General features: G+C 69.1%; 13 protein-coding genes. 6 read left to right on the forward strand and 7 right to left on the reverse strand.

Going from position 1 to position 15,445, the window contains the following annotated elements; translation table 11 throughout:
• Positions 1–122: 122 nt before the first annotated feature.
• Genes AC1D2K_RS13815 through AC1D2K_RS13825 form a run of 3 tightly spaced genes read right to left on the reverse strand, consistent with a single transcriptional unit; the run spans position 123 to position 3,105 of the window.
• The gene (locus AC1D2K_RS13815; protein ID WP_478089397.1) at positions 123–1,106 is read right to left on the reverse strand and encodes an MlaD family protein; all 984 of its coding nucleotides are present in this window, start codon (positions 1,104–1,106) and stop codon (positions 123–125) included.
• Positions 1,107–1,111: 5 nt separating this feature from the next.
• The gene (locus AC1D2K_RS13820; protein WP_478089398.1) at positions 1,112–1,939 is read right to left on the reverse strand and encodes an ABC transporter ATP-binding protein; all 828 of its coding nucleotides are present in this window, start codon (positions 1,937–1,939) and stop codon (positions 1,112–1,114) included.
• Positions 1,939–3,105, reverse strand: a complete 1,167-nt coding sequence (locus AC1D2K_RS13825; protein WP_478089399.1) for an MlaE family ABC transporter permease — start codon at positions 3,103–3,105, stop codon at positions 1,939–1,941. Before AC1D2K_RS13825 ends, AC1D2K_RS13820 begins: the two co-directional genes overlap by 1 nt.
• Positions 3,106–3,307: 202 nt before the next feature.
• On the opposite strand from AC1D2K_RS13825, the gene AC1D2K_RS13830 reads away from it, so the two are divergent.
• The 3 genes from AC1D2K_RS13830 (at position 3,308) to AC1D2K_RS13840 (ending at position 7,602) form a co-directional block, all read left to right on the forward strand.
• Entirely contained in the window at positions 3,308–4,819 is a 1,512-nt protein-coding gene (locus tag AC1D2K_RS13830; protein ID WP_478089409.1) for a CoA-acylating methylmalonate-semialdehyde dehydrogenase, read from the forward strand.
• A gap of 121 nt (positions 4,820–4,940) precedes the next feature.
• The gene (locus tag AC1D2K_RS13835) at positions 4,941–6,575 is read left to right on the forward strand and encodes a GMC family oxidoreductase (protein ID WP_478089400.1); all 1,635 of its coding nucleotides are present in this window, start codon (positions 4,941–4,943) and stop codon (positions 6,573–6,575) included.
• A 268-nt stretch (positions 6,576–6,843) separates the two neighbouring features.
• The gene (locus tag AC1D2K_RS13840) at positions 6,844–7,602 is read left to right on the forward strand and encodes a sulfite exporter TauE/SafE family protein (RefSeq protein ID WP_478089401.1); all 759 of its coding nucleotides are present in this window, start codon (positions 6,844–6,846) and stop codon (positions 7,600–7,602) included.
• A 121-nt stretch (positions 7,603–7,723) separates the two neighbouring features.
• On the opposite strand, the gene mrdA is transcribed toward AC1D2K_RS13840, so the two are convergent.
• From mrdA to AC1D2K_RS13860, 4 genes are all read right to left on the reverse strand, one after another.
• Positions 7,724–9,667, reverse strand: coding sequence for a penicillin-binding protein 2 (mrdA, locus tag AC1D2K_RS13845; RefSeq protein ID WP_478089402.1), 1,944 nt, complete (start codon positions 9,665–9,667; stop codon positions 7,724–7,726).
• Between the two features lie 18 nt (positions 9,668–9,685).
• Positions 9,686–10,207, reverse strand: a complete 522-nt coding sequence (mreD, locus tag AC1D2K_RS13850; protein ID WP_478089403.1) for a rod shape-determining protein MreD — start codon at positions 10,205–10,207, stop codon at positions 9,686–9,688.
• On the reverse strand, positions 10,204–11,205 hold the full coding sequence (mreC, locus tag AC1D2K_RS13855) for a rod shape-determining protein MreC (protein ID WP_478089404.1): 1,002 nt from the start codon (positions 11,203–11,205) through the stop codon (positions 10,204–10,206). Before mreC ends, mreD begins: the two co-directional genes overlap by 4 nt.
• A 135-nt stretch (positions 11,206–11,340) precedes the next feature.
• A complete protein-coding gene (locus AC1D2K_RS13860) occupies positions 11,341–12,384 on the reverse strand; it encodes a rod shape-determining protein (RefSeq protein WP_478089405.1) in 1,044 nt (347 codons plus the stop codon).
• 224 nt (positions 12,385–12,608) lie between these two features.
• Here AC1D2K_RS13860 and gatC point away from each other — a divergent pair, with 224 nt between their 5' ends.
• The 3 genes from gatC to gatB all read left to right on the forward strand — a co-directional run.
• Entirely contained in the window at positions 12,609–12,908 is a 300-nt protein-coding gene (gatC, locus tag AC1D2K_RS13865; RefSeq protein ID WP_478089406.1) for an Asp-tRNA(Asn)/Glu-tRNA(Gln) amidotransferase subunit GatC, read from the forward strand.
• Positions 12,905–14,392 carry an Asp-tRNA(Asn)/Glu-tRNA(Gln) amidotransferase subunit GatA gene (gatA, locus tag AC1D2K_RS13870; protein ID WP_478089407.1) on the forward strand — a complete coding sequence of 496 codons (1,488 nt, stop codon included), beginning with the start codon at positions 12,905–12,907 and terminating at the stop codon, positions 14,390–14,392. Before gatC ends, gatA begins: the two co-directional genes overlap by 4 nt.
• A 1-nt stretch (position 14,393) precedes the next feature.
• Positions 14,394–15,445 (forward strand): Asp-tRNA(Asn)/Glu-tRNA(Gln) amidotransferase subunit GatB (gatB, locus tag AC1D2K_RS13875; protein WP_478089408.1); only part of this gene is annotated, 1,052 nt, incomplete at its 3' end.

Below are 15,445 nucleotides of genomic sequence, written 5' to 3' on the forward strand. Positions count from 1 at the left end.
CGTAGAGGGCGGCCCGGGCCGGCTTGTCGGGCAGCGCGCCGCAACCCGCCAGCAGCAGCGCGGCGGCCAGGCCGGCGAGGGAATGCTTCAGAGCGTCGTTCATGGGAGTCATGGAATGGCCTTCACGGACTCGCGGTCACCGCCGGCGCGGAGAAGCCGGGTTCGCCCGGACCGGCAACCACGCCGCCATTGCCGAACAGCAGCGACTGCGGGTTGTCGCTGATACCGTCGGCCGCGCGCCCGAGACGGCGCACCGCGCGGGAGGTGTCGTCGGCGACGCGGTTCACGCGCGGCAGCGTGGCGTTGTTGAAGGAATCCACCGCTTGCGACAAGGCCTTGGTGCCGTCGCCCAGGCGGTCGATCGGGCCGTCCTTGGCGTTCAGGCGGGTCGCGGTGGCACTGAAGTTGTTGGCCACGCGCGAGACGTCCGCGGCAGCGGCCTTGACCGTCACCATGGTGTCCTTGGTGCGCTCCACCAGCGGCGGCAGCGCCTTGAGCGCCGGGTTCAGCCCGGTCTTGACGGTGTTGTCGAGCGACTTCGTGAGCTGATTGGCACCCGCCGCGGYGGCCGAGATGCTCTCCAGGGCATCGGCGATGCGCCTCTGGTTGTCGTCGCCGAGCAGCGTGTTGACCCGCTGGGTGACTTCCTCGACCCGGTTGATGATGGCCTCGCCACGGTCCTGCAGCTGCGCCAGCAGCGAAGGCCTGAGCGGAATGCGCGGCGGGTTGGCGTTGTCGGGCACCAGCGAGACCTGGGATTCGCCCCGGTCGTCGAGCGCGATGAAGGCCAGCCCCGTGACGCCCTGATAGCTCAGCGTCGCGAAGGTGGAGGTGGTGAGCGGCACGCGCTCGTCGACGCTGATGCGCACGCGCACATTGCCCTTGACCTTGGGGTCGAAGTCGATCGACGCGACCTTGCCGACCGCGATGCCGCGGTAGCGCACCATCGCCTGCGGCTGCAATCCGCTCACCGGGTCGCGCGTGGACAGTTCGTACATGTTGCGCACGGTGTCGTCGCGCGTGAGCCAGACCACCAGCGCCACGAGCACGGCGGCCAGGCCGAGCACGAAGGCACCGGCAGCGATGGCATGGGACTTGTTTTCCATGGCGGCTACCTTTGGTTCAGAGGAGCCGGCCGGCTGGCTGCCCCTTCATGGAGCGCTTCCACGGCGCGTTTGCCGCGGCCACCGAGGAAGTACTCGTGGATGAACGGATGCGGATAGGCGATCACCTCGCGCACCGTTCCGGAAACGATCACCTTCTGGTCGGCCAGCACCGCGATCCGGCTGCTGAGGTCGAACAATGTGTCGAGGTCGTGCGTGACCATCACCACCGTGAGGCCGAGCTCGCGATGCAGGCCGCGCAGCAGGTCGCAGAAGCCGTCGGCGCTTTCGGGGTCCAGACCCGCCGTGGGCTCGTCGAGCAGCAGCAGCGGCGGATCCATGATGAGCGCGCGTGCCAGCGCCACCCGCTTGATCATCCCGCCCGAGAGATCGGACGGGCTCTTGGCGGCCTGCTGCGGACTCAGGCCGACCATCTGCAGCTTGACCAGCGCGGCGTCGCGGATCAGGTCGTCGGGCAGCAGCTTGAGTTCGCGCAGCGGGAAGGCAATGTTGTCGAGCACGCTGAAGGCCGAGAACAGGGCGCCGTGCTGGAACAGCATGCCGACGTTGGCGGCGCCCATCGCGCTGAGCTGGCCGGGCGGCCGGCCCAGAACCGTGAGCTCGCCCTTCGCCGGATGCTCGAGCCCGAGGATCTGGCGCAGCAGCACGGTCTTGCCGGTGCCCGAGCCGCCCACCAGCGACAGCACCTCGCCGCGGAAGAGGGTCAGGTCGAGATCGCGGTGCACCACCTGGTCGCCGTCGGGCGTCTTGAAGACGGTCCAGAGCTTGCGGATGTCCACCACGCGCTCGGCCTCGTTGGACGGAAGGTCGGCCATCAGCGCAGTCCCACGCCCTTGAACAGCACCGCGAACAGCGCATCGACCAGGATGACCACCGTGATCGAGGTCACGACCGAGGAGGTGGTGCCGCGGCCGAGGCTTTCGGTGTTGGGCTTGACCTTCAGGCCGAAGTAGCAGCCGATCAGCGCGATCAGGACGCCGAACACGGCCGACTTGGCCAGCGCCAGGTACAGGTTCGACATCGGCACCGCGCGCGGCAGCGCCGACAGGAAATAGGCCGGCGAGATGTCGAGCGCGAGGTCGGCCGCGATCATGCCGCCGAACAGCGCCGCCATCGAGGTCCACATGCTGATCAGCGGCATCGAGATGGCCAGCGCCAGCACCCGCGGCATCACCAGCCGGAAGCCGTGCGGGATGCCCATCACGCGCATGGCGTCCAGCTCCTCTGTGACCCGCATGACGCCGATCTGCGCGGTAATGGCCGAGCCCGAACGGCCCGCGATCAGCACCGCCGCCAGCACCGGGCCGAGCTCGCGGATCAGCGACAGGCCGAGGATGTTGACGATGAAGGTCTCCGCGCCGTACTGGCGCAGCTGCTGCGAGGTCAGGTAGGCCAGCACCACGCCGATCAGAAGTCCCACCAGCGCCGTGATCGGCAGCGCGGTGGTGCCGAACTGGTAGATCTGGCCCGAGAAATCGCGCCAGGGGCCGCGGTGCGGCGCTCGGGCCAGCTTGCCGAGGTCGAGCGTGAGCTGGCCGATCAGGCCGAGGAAATCGCGCGCCGCGAACATCATGCGCGGCCCGTTGTGGGCGAAGGCCTTGAAGCGCGCGGCCAGCGTCACCGCAGGCTCGATGGGCGCGCTGCAGGTGTACAGCGCGACCTGGTCGAGCACGGCCTTGTGCCGCGAGTCCATCTCGACGCGAGCCGGCCAGGCCTGCTGCCAGTGATCCCAGAGCAATTGGGCGCCGATGTGGTCGAGCTGCTCGATCGGCCGCAGGTCCCAGGTCTGATCGGCCTGCGCGGGAACCCCTTTCAGGCTCTCGGACAGGACGCTCCAGGCGGTCGGGGCGGACATCGCCAGCACGGTCCATCGGCCGCTGGCGATCGCCCATCGGCGGCCCTCCTGTTCACGCTCCGCGACGAGCGGCGGCGCGCCCTGCGCATCTGGCGCGTCGGCGGGCATCGGCGAATCGGTCGGCATGGAGGCGGCGGCAGGTCGTACAGCGAAAAACGCAACATCGTAACCGGGTGCGTCTGCGCCGGAGCTCGCGATGGCCGCCCTGCGTGCAGGCGTTCGCGCAACCCGCGGGCGTTTGCCACAATCGGCGCTGGACCGCACTCTCCCCGTCCTGTCCCGCCACTCCCCCACTCGCCGGCCGTGCCGGCAGGAGAACACCATGCAGATGAGCAAGACCCCGATCCATCACTTCGTCGGCGGCCGCGTCGCGGCCCCGAAGTCCACCCGCGCCCAGGACGTCTTCAACCCGGCGACCGGCGCCGCCACCGGCAGCGTGGCGCTGGCCAACCGCGCCGACGTCGATGCAGCGGTGGCCGCCGCCCAGGCCGCCTTCCCGGCCTGGGCCGACACACCGCCGATCCGTCGCGCCCGCGTGATGTTCAAGTTCCTCGAACTGCTGAACCGGCACAAGGACGAACTCGCCCACCTGATCACCGCCGAGCACGGCAAGGTCTTCACCGACGCGCAGGGCGAGGTCACGCGCGGCATCGACATCGTCGAGTTCGCCTGCGGCATCCCGCAGCTGCTCAAGGGCGACTTCACCGACCAGGTCTCCACCGGCATCGACAACTGGACCCTGCGCCAGCCGCTGGGCGTGGTGGCCGGCATCACGCCGTTCAACTTTCCGGTGATGGTGCCGATGTGGATGTTCCCGGTGGCGATCGCCGCCGGCAACACCTTCGTGCTCAAGCCCAGCCCGACCGACCCGAGCCCGTCGCTGCGCATGGCCGAGCTGCTCAAGGAGGCCGGGCTGCCCGACGGCGTCTTCAACGTCGTGCAGGGCGACAAGGAGGCGGTCGACGCGCTGCTGGACCACCCGGACGTCAAGGCCGTCAGCTTCGTCGGCTCGACCCCGATCGCCAACTACATCTACGAGACCGGCGCGCGCCACGGCAAGCGGGTGCAGGCGCTCGGCGGCGCCAAGAACCACATGGTGGTGATGCCCGATGCCGACATCGAGCAGACCGTGGACGCGCTGATCGGCGCGGGCTACGGCTCGGCCGGCGAGCGCTGCATGGCGATCTCGGTGGCGGTGCTGGTGGGCGACGTGGCCGACCGCGTGATGCCGCTGCTGACCGAGCGCGCCAGGACGCTGAAGGTGCGCAACGGCACCGATCTCGAGGCCGAGATGGGCCCGATCGTGACGCGCGCGGCGCACGAGCGCATCACGGGCTATATCGCGCAGGGCGAGAAAGAGGGCGCGAAGCTGGTGGTGGACGGCCGCGGCTTCGAYGGCGACGCGGCAGGAGAAGGCTGCAGCGACGGCTTCTGGATGGGCGGCTCGCTGTTCGACCACGTCACGCCCGAGATGCGCATCTACAAGGAAGAGATCTTCGGCCCGGTGCTGTCCTGCGTGCGGGTGCACGACCTCAAGGAAGCGGTGGACCTGATCAACGCCCACGAGTTCGGCAACGGCGTGAGCTGCTTCACGCGCGACGGCAACGTGGCGCGCGAGTTCAGCCGGCGCATCCAGGTCGGCATGGTGGGCATCAACGTGCCGATCCCGGTGCCGATGGCCTGGCATGGCTTCGGCGGCTGGAAGAAGAGCCTGTTCGGCGACATGCACGCCTACGGCGAGGAAGGCGTGCGCTTCTACACCAAGCAGAAGTCGATCATGCAGCGCTGGCCCGAGAGCACGCCCAAGGGGGCCGAGTTCGTGATGCCCACGGCAAAATGATGGCTCCACAGACATTCAAGGCCAGGAGCCCCGCGGAACCGGCTTCGCCGGGCCGCTGGGGTTGCCCCCGGAGCGGGGGTGTCAGAGCCACACGAAGTGGGCGAGGCTGGGGGAGAGCTTCATGAGCGACACCACCTTCGACTACATCGTGATCGGCGGCGGCACCGCCGGCGCGCTGATGTGCAACCGCCTGACCCGCAGCTCGCAGCAGCGCACCCTGCTGATCGAGGCCGGGCGCAAGGACGACTACCACTGGATCCACATCCCGGTGGGCTATCTCTACTGCATCGGCAACCCGCGCACCGACTGGCTCTACAGCACCGAGCCCGATGCCGGCCTGAACGGCCGCACGCTGCGCTACCCGCGCGGCAAGACGCTGGGCGGCTGCTCCAGCATCAACGGCATGATCTACATGCGCGGCCAGTCGCGCGACTACGACCAGTGGGCCGCGCTCACCGGCGACGACACCTGGCGCTGGAACAACGTGCTGCCGGCCTTCAGGCAGCACGAGGACTACTACCTCGGCGCCGACGAGATGCACGGTGCCGGCGGCGAGTGGCGGGTCGAGAAGCAGCGCCTGCGCTGGGACATCCTCGACGCCTTCGCGCAGGCGGCGCAAGAGGCCGGCATCCCGCACAGCAGCGACTTCAACCGCGGCAGCAACGAGGGCGTGGGCTACTTCCAGGTCAACCAGAAGGACGGCTGGCGCTGGAACACGGCCAAGGCCTTCCTGCGGCCGACCTGCTACGGCCGGCCCAACTTCGAGATGTGGGTCAACGCCCAGGTGACGAAACTGATCGTCGAGACGCGGGCCGACGGCACGCGGCGCTGCACCGGCGTGCAGGTCTGGGACGGCCACGAAATGGTCACGGCGTATGCGACCCGCGAGGTGCTGCTGTGCGCGGGCAGCATCGGGTCGCCGCAGCTGCTGCAGCTGTCGGGCATCGGTCCGGCCGAGCTGCTGAACCAGCACGGCATCGAGGTGGTGGCCGACCTGCCCGGCGTCGGCGCCAACCTGCAGGACCACCTGCAGATCCGCGCGGTCTACAAGATCCAGGGCGCGCCCACGCTCAACGTGATGGCCTCGTCGCTCTACGGCAAGGCGAAGATCGGCCTGGAGTACCTGCTCAAGCGCAGCGGGCCGATGAGCATGGCGCCCTCGCAGCTCGGCGCCTTCACGCGCAGTTCGCCCGAGCACGAATGGCCGAACCTCGAGTACCACGTGCAGCCGCTCTCGCTCGATGCCTTCGGCGAGCCGCTGCACAGCTTCCCGGCCTTCACCGCCAGCGTGTGCAACCTGAACCCGACCAGCCGCGGCACGGTGCGCATCAAGAGCGCGCGCTTCGGCGACGCGCCCGCGATCGCGCCCAACTACCTGAGCACCGACGAGGACCGCAAGGTGGCGGCCGATTCGCTGCGCGTGACCCGGCGCATCGCGGCCCAGCCCGCGCTCGCCAGGTACGCCCCCGAAGAATGGAAGCCCGGCATCCAGTACCAGAGCGACGAGGAGCTGGCGCGGCTGGCCGGCGACATCGCGACCACCATCTTCCATCCGGTGGGCACCACCCGGATGGGCGCCGACGGCGACCCGATGGCGGTGCTGGACTCGCGCCTGCGCGTGCGCGGCATCCAGGGGCTGCGGGTGGTCGACGCCGGGGCCATGCCCACCATCACCAGCGGCAACACCAACAGCCCGACGCTGATGATGGCCGAGAAGGCGGCCGGATGGGTGCGAGAGGCCGCCGCCGCCTCGTGATGTGTCCATTTGTTTCTGTTGGCGGGTAATCCCCGATGCACTGGCACGGTGCGTCGAACTAAAGTCTCGGCACTCGCAAACGGGCCAGCCCGCAGCGCGGGGGACCGAGGAGACATCTTTCGAAGAACCAGAACAAGCTCAGCTAAGGCATCCGCACGAGATGCCGTTTTTTTGAACAAGGCGCCGCAAGTCGGCGCCTTTTCTTTTGGGCTCGCCACCGGTGGTCTCGCGCGAGAGGGAGAGCAACCCGGGTGAGACAATTTCGTCCATGGACGTTCTGATGCTGACCCTCGCCTCGCTGTTCGCGGGTTTCATCGATTCCATCGTCGGCGGCGGCGGCCTGATCCTGGTGCCGGCGCTGTTCAGCGTGCTGCCGGGCACCGCCCCTGCCACGCTGCTGGGCACCAACAAGAGCGCCTCGGTCTGGGGCACGGCCGCGGCCGCGGCGCAGTTCCACCATCGCGTCGGCCTGCGCTGGCACACGCTGCTGCCGGCCGGCGCGCTGGCCTTCGCGGGCTCGCTGGCCGGCGCTTGGGCCGTGACCGTGGTGCCGGGGGATTTCCTGCGCAAGCTGCTGCCGCTGGTGCTGGTCGCCCTGCTGCTCTACACGCTGGCGCGCAAGGACATGGGCCGCCACCACGCGCCGCGCTTCAGCGGCCGCGCCGAACTGCTCGCCACCTGCTCGATCGGCGTCCTGCTCGGCCTCTATGACGGCTTCTTCGGGCCCGGCACCGGCAGCTTCTTCGTCTTCCTGTTCGTGCGCTGGCTGGGCTACGACTTCCTCAACGCGGCGGGCTCGGCCAAGCTGCTCAACACCATGACCAACCTGGGTGCGCTGCTGCTGTTCGGGCTCAAGGGCCACGTGCTGTGGCAGCTGGCGCTGACGATGGCGGTGGCCAACGTGGCCGGCAGCGTGATCGGCGCGCGGGTTGCGATCAAGCATGGCGCCGCGTTCGTGCGCAAGGTCTTCATCGTGGTGGTCGGCGCGCTGATCCTCAAGACCGCCTACGACGCCTTCCTTCGCTAGCGGCCGGCGCAGCCCGGCCTGTTGGTGAACACCGCGGAACCGGCTTTGCCGGGCCGCTGGTGTTGCCCCCGGCAGGGGGTGGGCGCCCGGACACGAAGTGCCGGGCAACCTGGGGGCGAGCTCAATCCGTCCAGGCGACTTCGCTCGCCACGCGCGGCTTGCCGATCGGCGCCGTGGCCTTGCCGATCTGGATGGCCGCCATGTCGGCCTCGCTCGGATACTGGTTCATGAGCCAGTAGTCGAACACGCGGCGCGCGATCGGCGCCGCGGCGCCCGCGCCCCAGCCGGCGTTCTCGACGATCAGCGCCACCGCGATCTTCGGGTCGTTGACCGGCGCGAAGGCCATGAACAGGGCGTGGTCGCGCTGGTGCTCCTCGAGCGCCTTGGCGTTGTACTTGGTGTTCTGCGCCTGCGTCACGGCCTGCGCGGTGCCGGTCTTGCCGGCGGCCTGGTAGCCGGCGCCCGCGAACACGCCGCGGGCGGTGCCGGCGGTGACCACCGCGGTCAAGCCCTCGCGGACCACGGCGATGTCGGCTGGTTTGTAGCCGAGGTTCTCGGCCGGCGGCTGCACCACCGGCTTGACCTCTCCGGTGACCGTGTCGCGGATCGCCAGCACCAGGTGCGGCCGATGCTTGATGCCGCCATCGGCCACGATCGAGGTCGCCTGCGCCAGCTGCAGCATCGTGAAGGTGTTGTAGCCCTGGCCGATGCCCAGCGAGATGGTCTCGCCGGCATACCACTTCTTCTGCTCGGGCCGGCGGTAGGCGTGGCGCTTCCACTCGGTGCTGGGCAGCACGCCGCGCACCTCGCCGCCGATGTCGATGCCGGTGATCTGGCCGAAGCCCAGCGGCTTCATCGCGTCGTGGATCAGGTCCACGCCCATCTCGTTGGCCAGCGAGTAGTAATAGATGTTGCTCGACAGCTGGATCGAGCGGCGCATGTCGACGTTGCCGATGTTGCCTTCGGGGCTGCCGAAGCGGTGGCCGCCGAAGTTGAAGTAGCCGGGGTCGTTGACCAGCACGCTGGGGCCGCGCTTGCCGGTCTGCAGCGCAGCCAGCGCCATGAAGGGCTTGTAGGTCGAGCCCGGCGGATAGGTGCCGCGCAACGCACGGTTGAGCAGCGGCTTGTCGAGCGACTCGCTGAGCTCCTTCCAGCTCTCGGTGTCGATGCCCTCGACGAACAGGTTCGGATCGAAGGTGGGCTTGCTCACGAAGGCCAGGATCTCGCCGGTCTTGGGGTCGAAGGCGACCAGGGCGCCGCGGCGCTCGCCGTACATGTCCTCGACCAGCTTCTGCAGCTTGATGTCGAGCGACAGCATGACCGTGTTGCCGGGCGTCGCCGGATGGGCGGCGAGCCGCCGCACGGCGCGGCCGCCGGCCGAGGTCTCCATCTGCTCGACGCCGGTCTGGCCGTGCAGCGTCTTCTCGTAGCTCTGCTCGACGCCGAGCTTGCCGATGTACTCGGTGCCCTTGTAGTTGGCCAGGTCCTCGTCTTCCCAGTCTTCCATCGCCGTCTTCTCGGCCTGGTTGATGCGGCCGATGTAGCCCAGCACGTGGCTGGCCAGCTCGCCGTGGGGATAGTTGCGGAACAGCCGGGCCTTGATCTCCACGCCCGGAAAGCGGTAGCGCTGGGCCGCGAAGCGAGCCACTTCCTCGTCGCTCAGGCGGGTGCGGATCGGCACCGAGTCGAAGCTGCGCGAGTCTTCCCGCAGCCGCTTGAAGCGGCGGCGGTCGCGCGGCGAGATCTCGAGCACCTCGGTCAGGGCATCGATGGTGTCCTCGAGATTGCCGGCCTTGGAGGGCGTGATCTCGAGCGTGTAGGCCGAGTAGTTGGAGGCCAGGACGATCCCGCTGCGGTCGAGGATCAGGCCGCGGTTCGGCACCACCGGCACGATCGCCGTGCGGTTGCTCTCGGCCTGCTCGGCCAGGTCTTCGTGCCGGACCACCTGCAGGTAGGCCAGCCGCGTGCACAGCAGCCCGAAGGCCACGAGCACGACCGCGCCAATCACGATCACTCGCCGCCTGAAGCGGGAGAGGTCGGCGGCGACGTTGCGGATTTCGGTCATGCAGCAGCGGGCGCCATCTTAGAGCGGCCGGTTGGCATCGGGTTCCGGGGTTCGGCGCTGCGGCGCCAGCAACACCAGGCTGACCAGCGGCCACAGGGCGGCCTCCAGCGCCGGTGCCAGCAGCAGCGTCCAGCCCGGGAAGACGCCGCCGCCGATCATGCGGATCGCGAGCTCGATCAGATGCGACAGCGCGAACAGCGGCAGCACCTGCAGCGCCTGCGAGAAGAGCGGGAACCACAGCAGGCGCCGGTGCACCATGGTCGCCAGGAAACCGAGCGTGGTGTAGGAGAGGGCATGCTGCCCGAGCATGGCGGCCTGGTGCACGTCCATCAGCAGGCCGAAGACGAAGGCCGCACCGATGCCGATGCGCGCCGGCTGGTGCACGCTCCAGAACACGATCACCAGCGCCAGCAGGTCGGGCGTCCAGGCGGCGCGGCCGAGCGGCACCATGTTGAACAGCAGGGCCATGATCAGGCTGGCCCACATGAACAGAGGACTGACGGGCAGCAGAAGCTGCTGCTGGCCGGGACGCATGATCATCGCGGGGCCGCTTCCTTCTTGTCGGTCTTCTTGGCCGCTTTCGCATCCGCCTTGGCGTCGGCCTTGGCATCCGCCTTGTCGGCCTTCTTCTTCGCGGCGACGGCCGAGGGGGAGTTGGGCGGGGTCGGCTTCGGCACCGCCTGGGCACCGGTGGGCGCGAGCACGAGCACATAGCGCGCCGCGCTCACACGGGCCACGGGCAGGCAATGGATGCGCGCGAAGGCGGAGTCGGCACGGCGCTCGATGCGGTCGATCTTCGCCACCGGCAGACCCGGAGGATAGACCCCGTCGACACCGCTGGTGGTCAGCACGTCGCCTTCCTGCACATCCGAATTCGCCTGCATGAAACGCAGCTCGAGCCCGCCGCCGTGCGCGCTGGCGTCGCCGAAGGCCACGCTGCGCGCGCCGGTGCGCACGTTCTGCACCGGGATCGCCAGGTCGCGGTCGATCACCAGCGTGATCTCGCTCGAGAAGGGCTGCACCTGCGTCACCTGGCCGAGCACGCCGAGCTCGTCGATCGCCGGCGAGCCGGGCACGATGCCGTTGGTGAGGCCCTGGTCGATCACCAGCTTGCGGGTGTACGGATCGGCCGCGTCGTAGAGCACCTCGGCCACCCGGCCCGGGGTCTGGGTGGTCTGGCGCAGTTCGAGCATGGCGCGCAGGCGCGCGTTCTCCTGCGCGAGGGTGTCGGCCTGGCTGGCGCGCTCGGACTGCAGCGCGAGCGCCTTGCGGGCGTCCGCCTCGTTGCCTTGCGCGGTCTGCAGGTCCTCCAGGTAGCGCCCCCCGCCGGCCACCAGCTGCACCGGCTTGAGCGCCAGCCACTGCACCGGATAGAGCACCGTGCCGATCGCCAGCCGGATCGGCTGCACAAGGTGGAAGCGCGCGTCGGCCACCATCAGGAACAGCGCCAGCGCGCTGAAGAAGATCAGCTTGCTCAGCGCCGACGGCCCCTGGTTGAAGAGGGGCGGTGCAGTTCGATCGAGAGTGCCAAGCGGCATGACGCTTTATGCCACGACAGCAGCGCTATTTAAATGGTTCGGGAGGTGCCGCGGAACCGGCTCCGCCGGGCCGCAGGCGCCGCCCCCGGTAGGGGGTGGGAGCGCGACACGAAGTGCGCGCGACCTGGGGGCGAGCTATTCACTAGTGAAGATGCTTCCGAGGCGGTCCATGCGCTCGAGTGCGATGCCGCAGCCGCGCACCACGCAGGTCAGCGGGTCTTCGGCCACCAGCACCGGCAGGCCGGTCTCTTCGGCCAGCAGGCGGTCGAGGTCGCGCAGCAGCGCGCCGCCGCCGGTCAGCATCATGCCGCGCTCGGCGATGTCGGCGCCGAGTTCGGGCGGGGTCTGTTCGAGCGCGTTCTTGACGGCCGAGACGATGTTGTTGAGCGGATCGGTCAGGGCTTCCAGCACTTCGTTGCTGCTGATCGTGAAGCTGCGCGGCACGCCTTCGCTGAGGTTGCGGCCCTTGACTTCCATCTCCTTGACTTCGGAGCCCGGAAAGGCCGAGCCGATGTTCTTCTTGATGACTTCGGCCGTCGGCTCGCCGATCAGCATGCCGTAGTTGCGGCGGATGTAGTTGATGATGGCCTCGTCGAAGCGGTCGCCGCCGACGCGCACGCTGCCCTTGTAGACCATGCCGCCGAGCGAGATCACGCCGACTTCGGTGGTGCCGCCGCCGATGTCGACCACCATCGAGCCGCTGGCCTCGGACACCGGCAGGCCGGCGCCGATCGCGGCGGCCATGGGTTCCTCGATCAGGTAGACCGAGGTGGCGCCGGCCGCTTCGGCCGCGTCCTTGATCGCGCGGCGCTCGACCTGGGTCGAGCCGCAGGGCACGCAGATGATGATCCGCGGGCTCGGCGTGAGCAGCGAGCGCGGGTGCACCATCTTGATGAACTGCTTGATCATCTGCTCGGTGATCACGAAGTCGGCGATCACGCCGTCCTTCATCGGGCGGATGGCCTCGATGTTGCCGGGCACCTTGCCGAGCATCGCCTTGGCTTCGCGGCCCACGGCCTGGATCACCTTCTWGCCGTGCGGGCCGCCTTCGTGGCGGATCGCGACGACCGAGGGCTCGTCCAGGACGATGCCCTTGTTGCGGGCGAAGATCAGGGTGTTGGCGGTGCCGAGGTCGATCGCCAGGTCGGTCGAGAAGTACCGACGAAAAGCTCCAAACATGGTGGAATCCTCTGGGGCACGGCATGCGCGTCGGCAGCCATCGCCCTCTTTTTTGGGTCGTGTGACGGGTGGTTTGAAACGTTTTTGCGGCAAATGCCGGCGCGTTCGCGGGGGTTGCGGCAAAGGCGGGATAATACCCGAATCCCCTGACTCTCCCGCGGTTTCACGCACCTTTGCGGGGGGTGAACACGCCCGATTTTCGCGTCAGAACGCTCTTTTTTTCGATGTCCCTCACTTCCAACGATATCGCGCGCATCGCTTCGCTCGCGCGGCTCCAGCTGGCCCCCGACGAAAGCGAGCGCATGCTCGGCCAGATCAACGGCTTCTTCGACCTGGTCGAGCGCATGCGCGCGGTCGACACCGCCGGCGTCGAGCCGCTGGCCCACCCGGTCGCCGCCATCGAGGACATCACGCTTCGGCTGGCCGACGACGTGGTGAGCGAGCCCAACAACCGCGAGGCCAACCAGCGCAGTGCGCCGGCGGTCGAGAACGGCCTGTTCCTGGTCCCGAAGGTGATTGAATGAGCGGCGAACTTCACCAGATGGGCGTGGCCGGGCTGGCCGCGGCCCTGCGCCAGCGCAAGGTGTCGGCGGTCGAGGCCGCCCAGCACCACTTGTCCCGGATCCGGACCCACCAGGACCTCGGCGCCTTCGTGGCGCTCGACGCAGACCTCACGCTGGCCCAGGCCCGCGCCGCCGATGCCCGCATCGCCGCCGGCTCCGGCGCGGTGCTGGAGGGCGTGCCGATCGCCCACAAGGACATCTTCGTCACCGCCGACCTGCCGACCACCGCCGGCTCGCGCATCCTGGCGGGCTACCGCTCGCCCTTCGACGCCACCGTGGTGCGCAAGCTGGCCGAGGCCGGCGCCGTGACATTGGGCAAGCTGAGCTGCGACGAGTTCGCGATGGGCTCGGCCAACGAGAACGTCGCCGTGCCCGCGATCGGCTTCGACCACGCGGTGCCGGTGCGCAACCCGTGGGACACCGACCGCATCCCCGGCGGCTCCTCGGGCGGCAGCGCCGTGGCCGTGGCGGCCGGCCTGGCCCCGGCCGCCACCGGCACCGACACCGGCGGCTCGATCCGCCAGCCGGCCTCCTTCTGCGGCGTCACCGGCATCAAGCCGACCTACGGCCGCGCCTCGCGCTACGGCATGGTCGCCTTCGCCTCCAGCCTCGACCAGGCCGGCCCGATGGCCCGCTCGGCCGAGGACTGCGCCCTGCTGCTGTCGGCGATGTGCGGGCCCGACCCCGACCGCGACTCGACCTCGCTGGCCCGCCCGGCCGAGGACTTCTCGCGCTCGCTCAAGGATTCCCTGGAGGGCTTGCGCATCGGCGTGCCGAAGGAATTCTTCGGCGAAGGCGTGGCGCCCGGCGTGCGCGCCGCGGTCGACGCCGCGCTGGCCGAGTACGAGAAGCTCGGCGCGCGCCGCGTCGAGATCACGCTGCCGCGCACCGAGCTGTCGATTCCCGTCTACTACATCATCGCGGCCGCCGAGGCCTCGAGCAACCTGAGCCGCTTCGACGGCGTCAAGTTCGGCCACCGCGCCAAGAACTACCGCGACCTGGCCGACATGTACGCCCAGACCCGCGAGGAAGGCTTCGGCGACGAGGTCAAGCGCCGCATCATGATCGGCACCTACGTGCTCTCGCACGGCTACTACGACGCCTACTACCTGCAGGCGCAGAAGGTGCGCCGCATGATCGCGGACGACTTCCAGCAGGCCTTCGCCCAGTGCGACGTGATCGCCGGACCGGCCGCGCCCAGCGTGGCCTGGAAGCTCGGCGAACACGGCGGCGACCCGGTGGCCGACTACCTGGCCGACATCTTCACCCTGCCGGCCTCGCTGGCCGGCCTGCCCGGCATGAGCGTGCCGGCGGGCTTCGACGGCGGCCTGCCGGTCGGCGTGCAGCTGATCGGCAACTACTTCGCCGAGGCGAAGCTGCTCAACGCGGCGCACCGCTTCCAGCAGGCCACCGACTGGCACCAGCGCAAGCCCGAAGGCTTTTGACATGACGACGCAGCAAGACATCACCGAACAATTGCAGGCCGGCCGGCCCACCGGCCCGCTGGTCCGCGGCTATGAAGTCATCATCGGCTTCGAGACCCATGCCCAGCTCTCGACCGCCTCGAAGATCTTCAGCCGCGCCTCGACCGCCTTCGGCGCCGAGCCCAACACGCAGGCCTGCGCGGTCGACCTGGCGCTGCCCGGCACGCTGCCGGTCATGAACAAGGGCGCGGTCGAGCGCGCCATCAAGCTGGGCCTGGCGCTGGGCTCGACGATCGCGCCGCGCAGCGTGTTCGCGCGCAAGAACTACTTCTATCCCGACCTGCCCAAGGGCTACCAGATCAGCCAGTTCGAGATCCCGGTCGTGCAGGGCGGCTCGGTCAGCTTCTTCCTCGGCGACGAGCCCAAGACCGTGCGCCTGGTGCGCGCCCACCTCGAGGAGGACGCAGGCAAGTCGCTGCACGAGGACTTCATCGGCCAGTCGGGCATCGACCTCAACCGCGCCGGCACGCCGCTGCTCGAGATCGTGACCGAGCCCGACATGCGCTCCTCCGCCGAGGCCGTGGCCTATGCGCGCGAGCTGCACAAGATCGTCACCTGGATCGGCATCTGCGACGGCAACATGCAGGAAGGCAGCTTCCGCTGCGATGCCAACGTCTCGGTGCGCAAGCCCGGCGACAAGCTCGGCACGCGGCGCGAGATCAAGAACCTCAACAGCTTCAAGTTCATGCAGCTGGCGATCGACTACGAGATCCGCTGGCAGATCGAGGAGATCGAGGACGGCCGCCAGGTCCAGCAGGCCACCGTGCTGTTCGACCCCGACACGGGCGAGACCCGCGCGATGCGCACCAAGGAGGACGCGGCCGACTACCGCTACTTCCCCGACCCCGACCTGCCGCCGCTGGCGATCGCGGCCGAATGGATCGAGCGCGTGCGCGCCGAGATGCCCGAGCTGCCGCGCGCGATGGCCGAGCGCTACGTGCGCGATCACGGCCTGTCGGACTACGACGCCGCGCAGCTCACGCAGAGCCCGGCCCTGGCGAACTACTTCCAGGG

Source organism: Variovorax sp. P1_H12_2 (genome assembly GCF_056405335.1).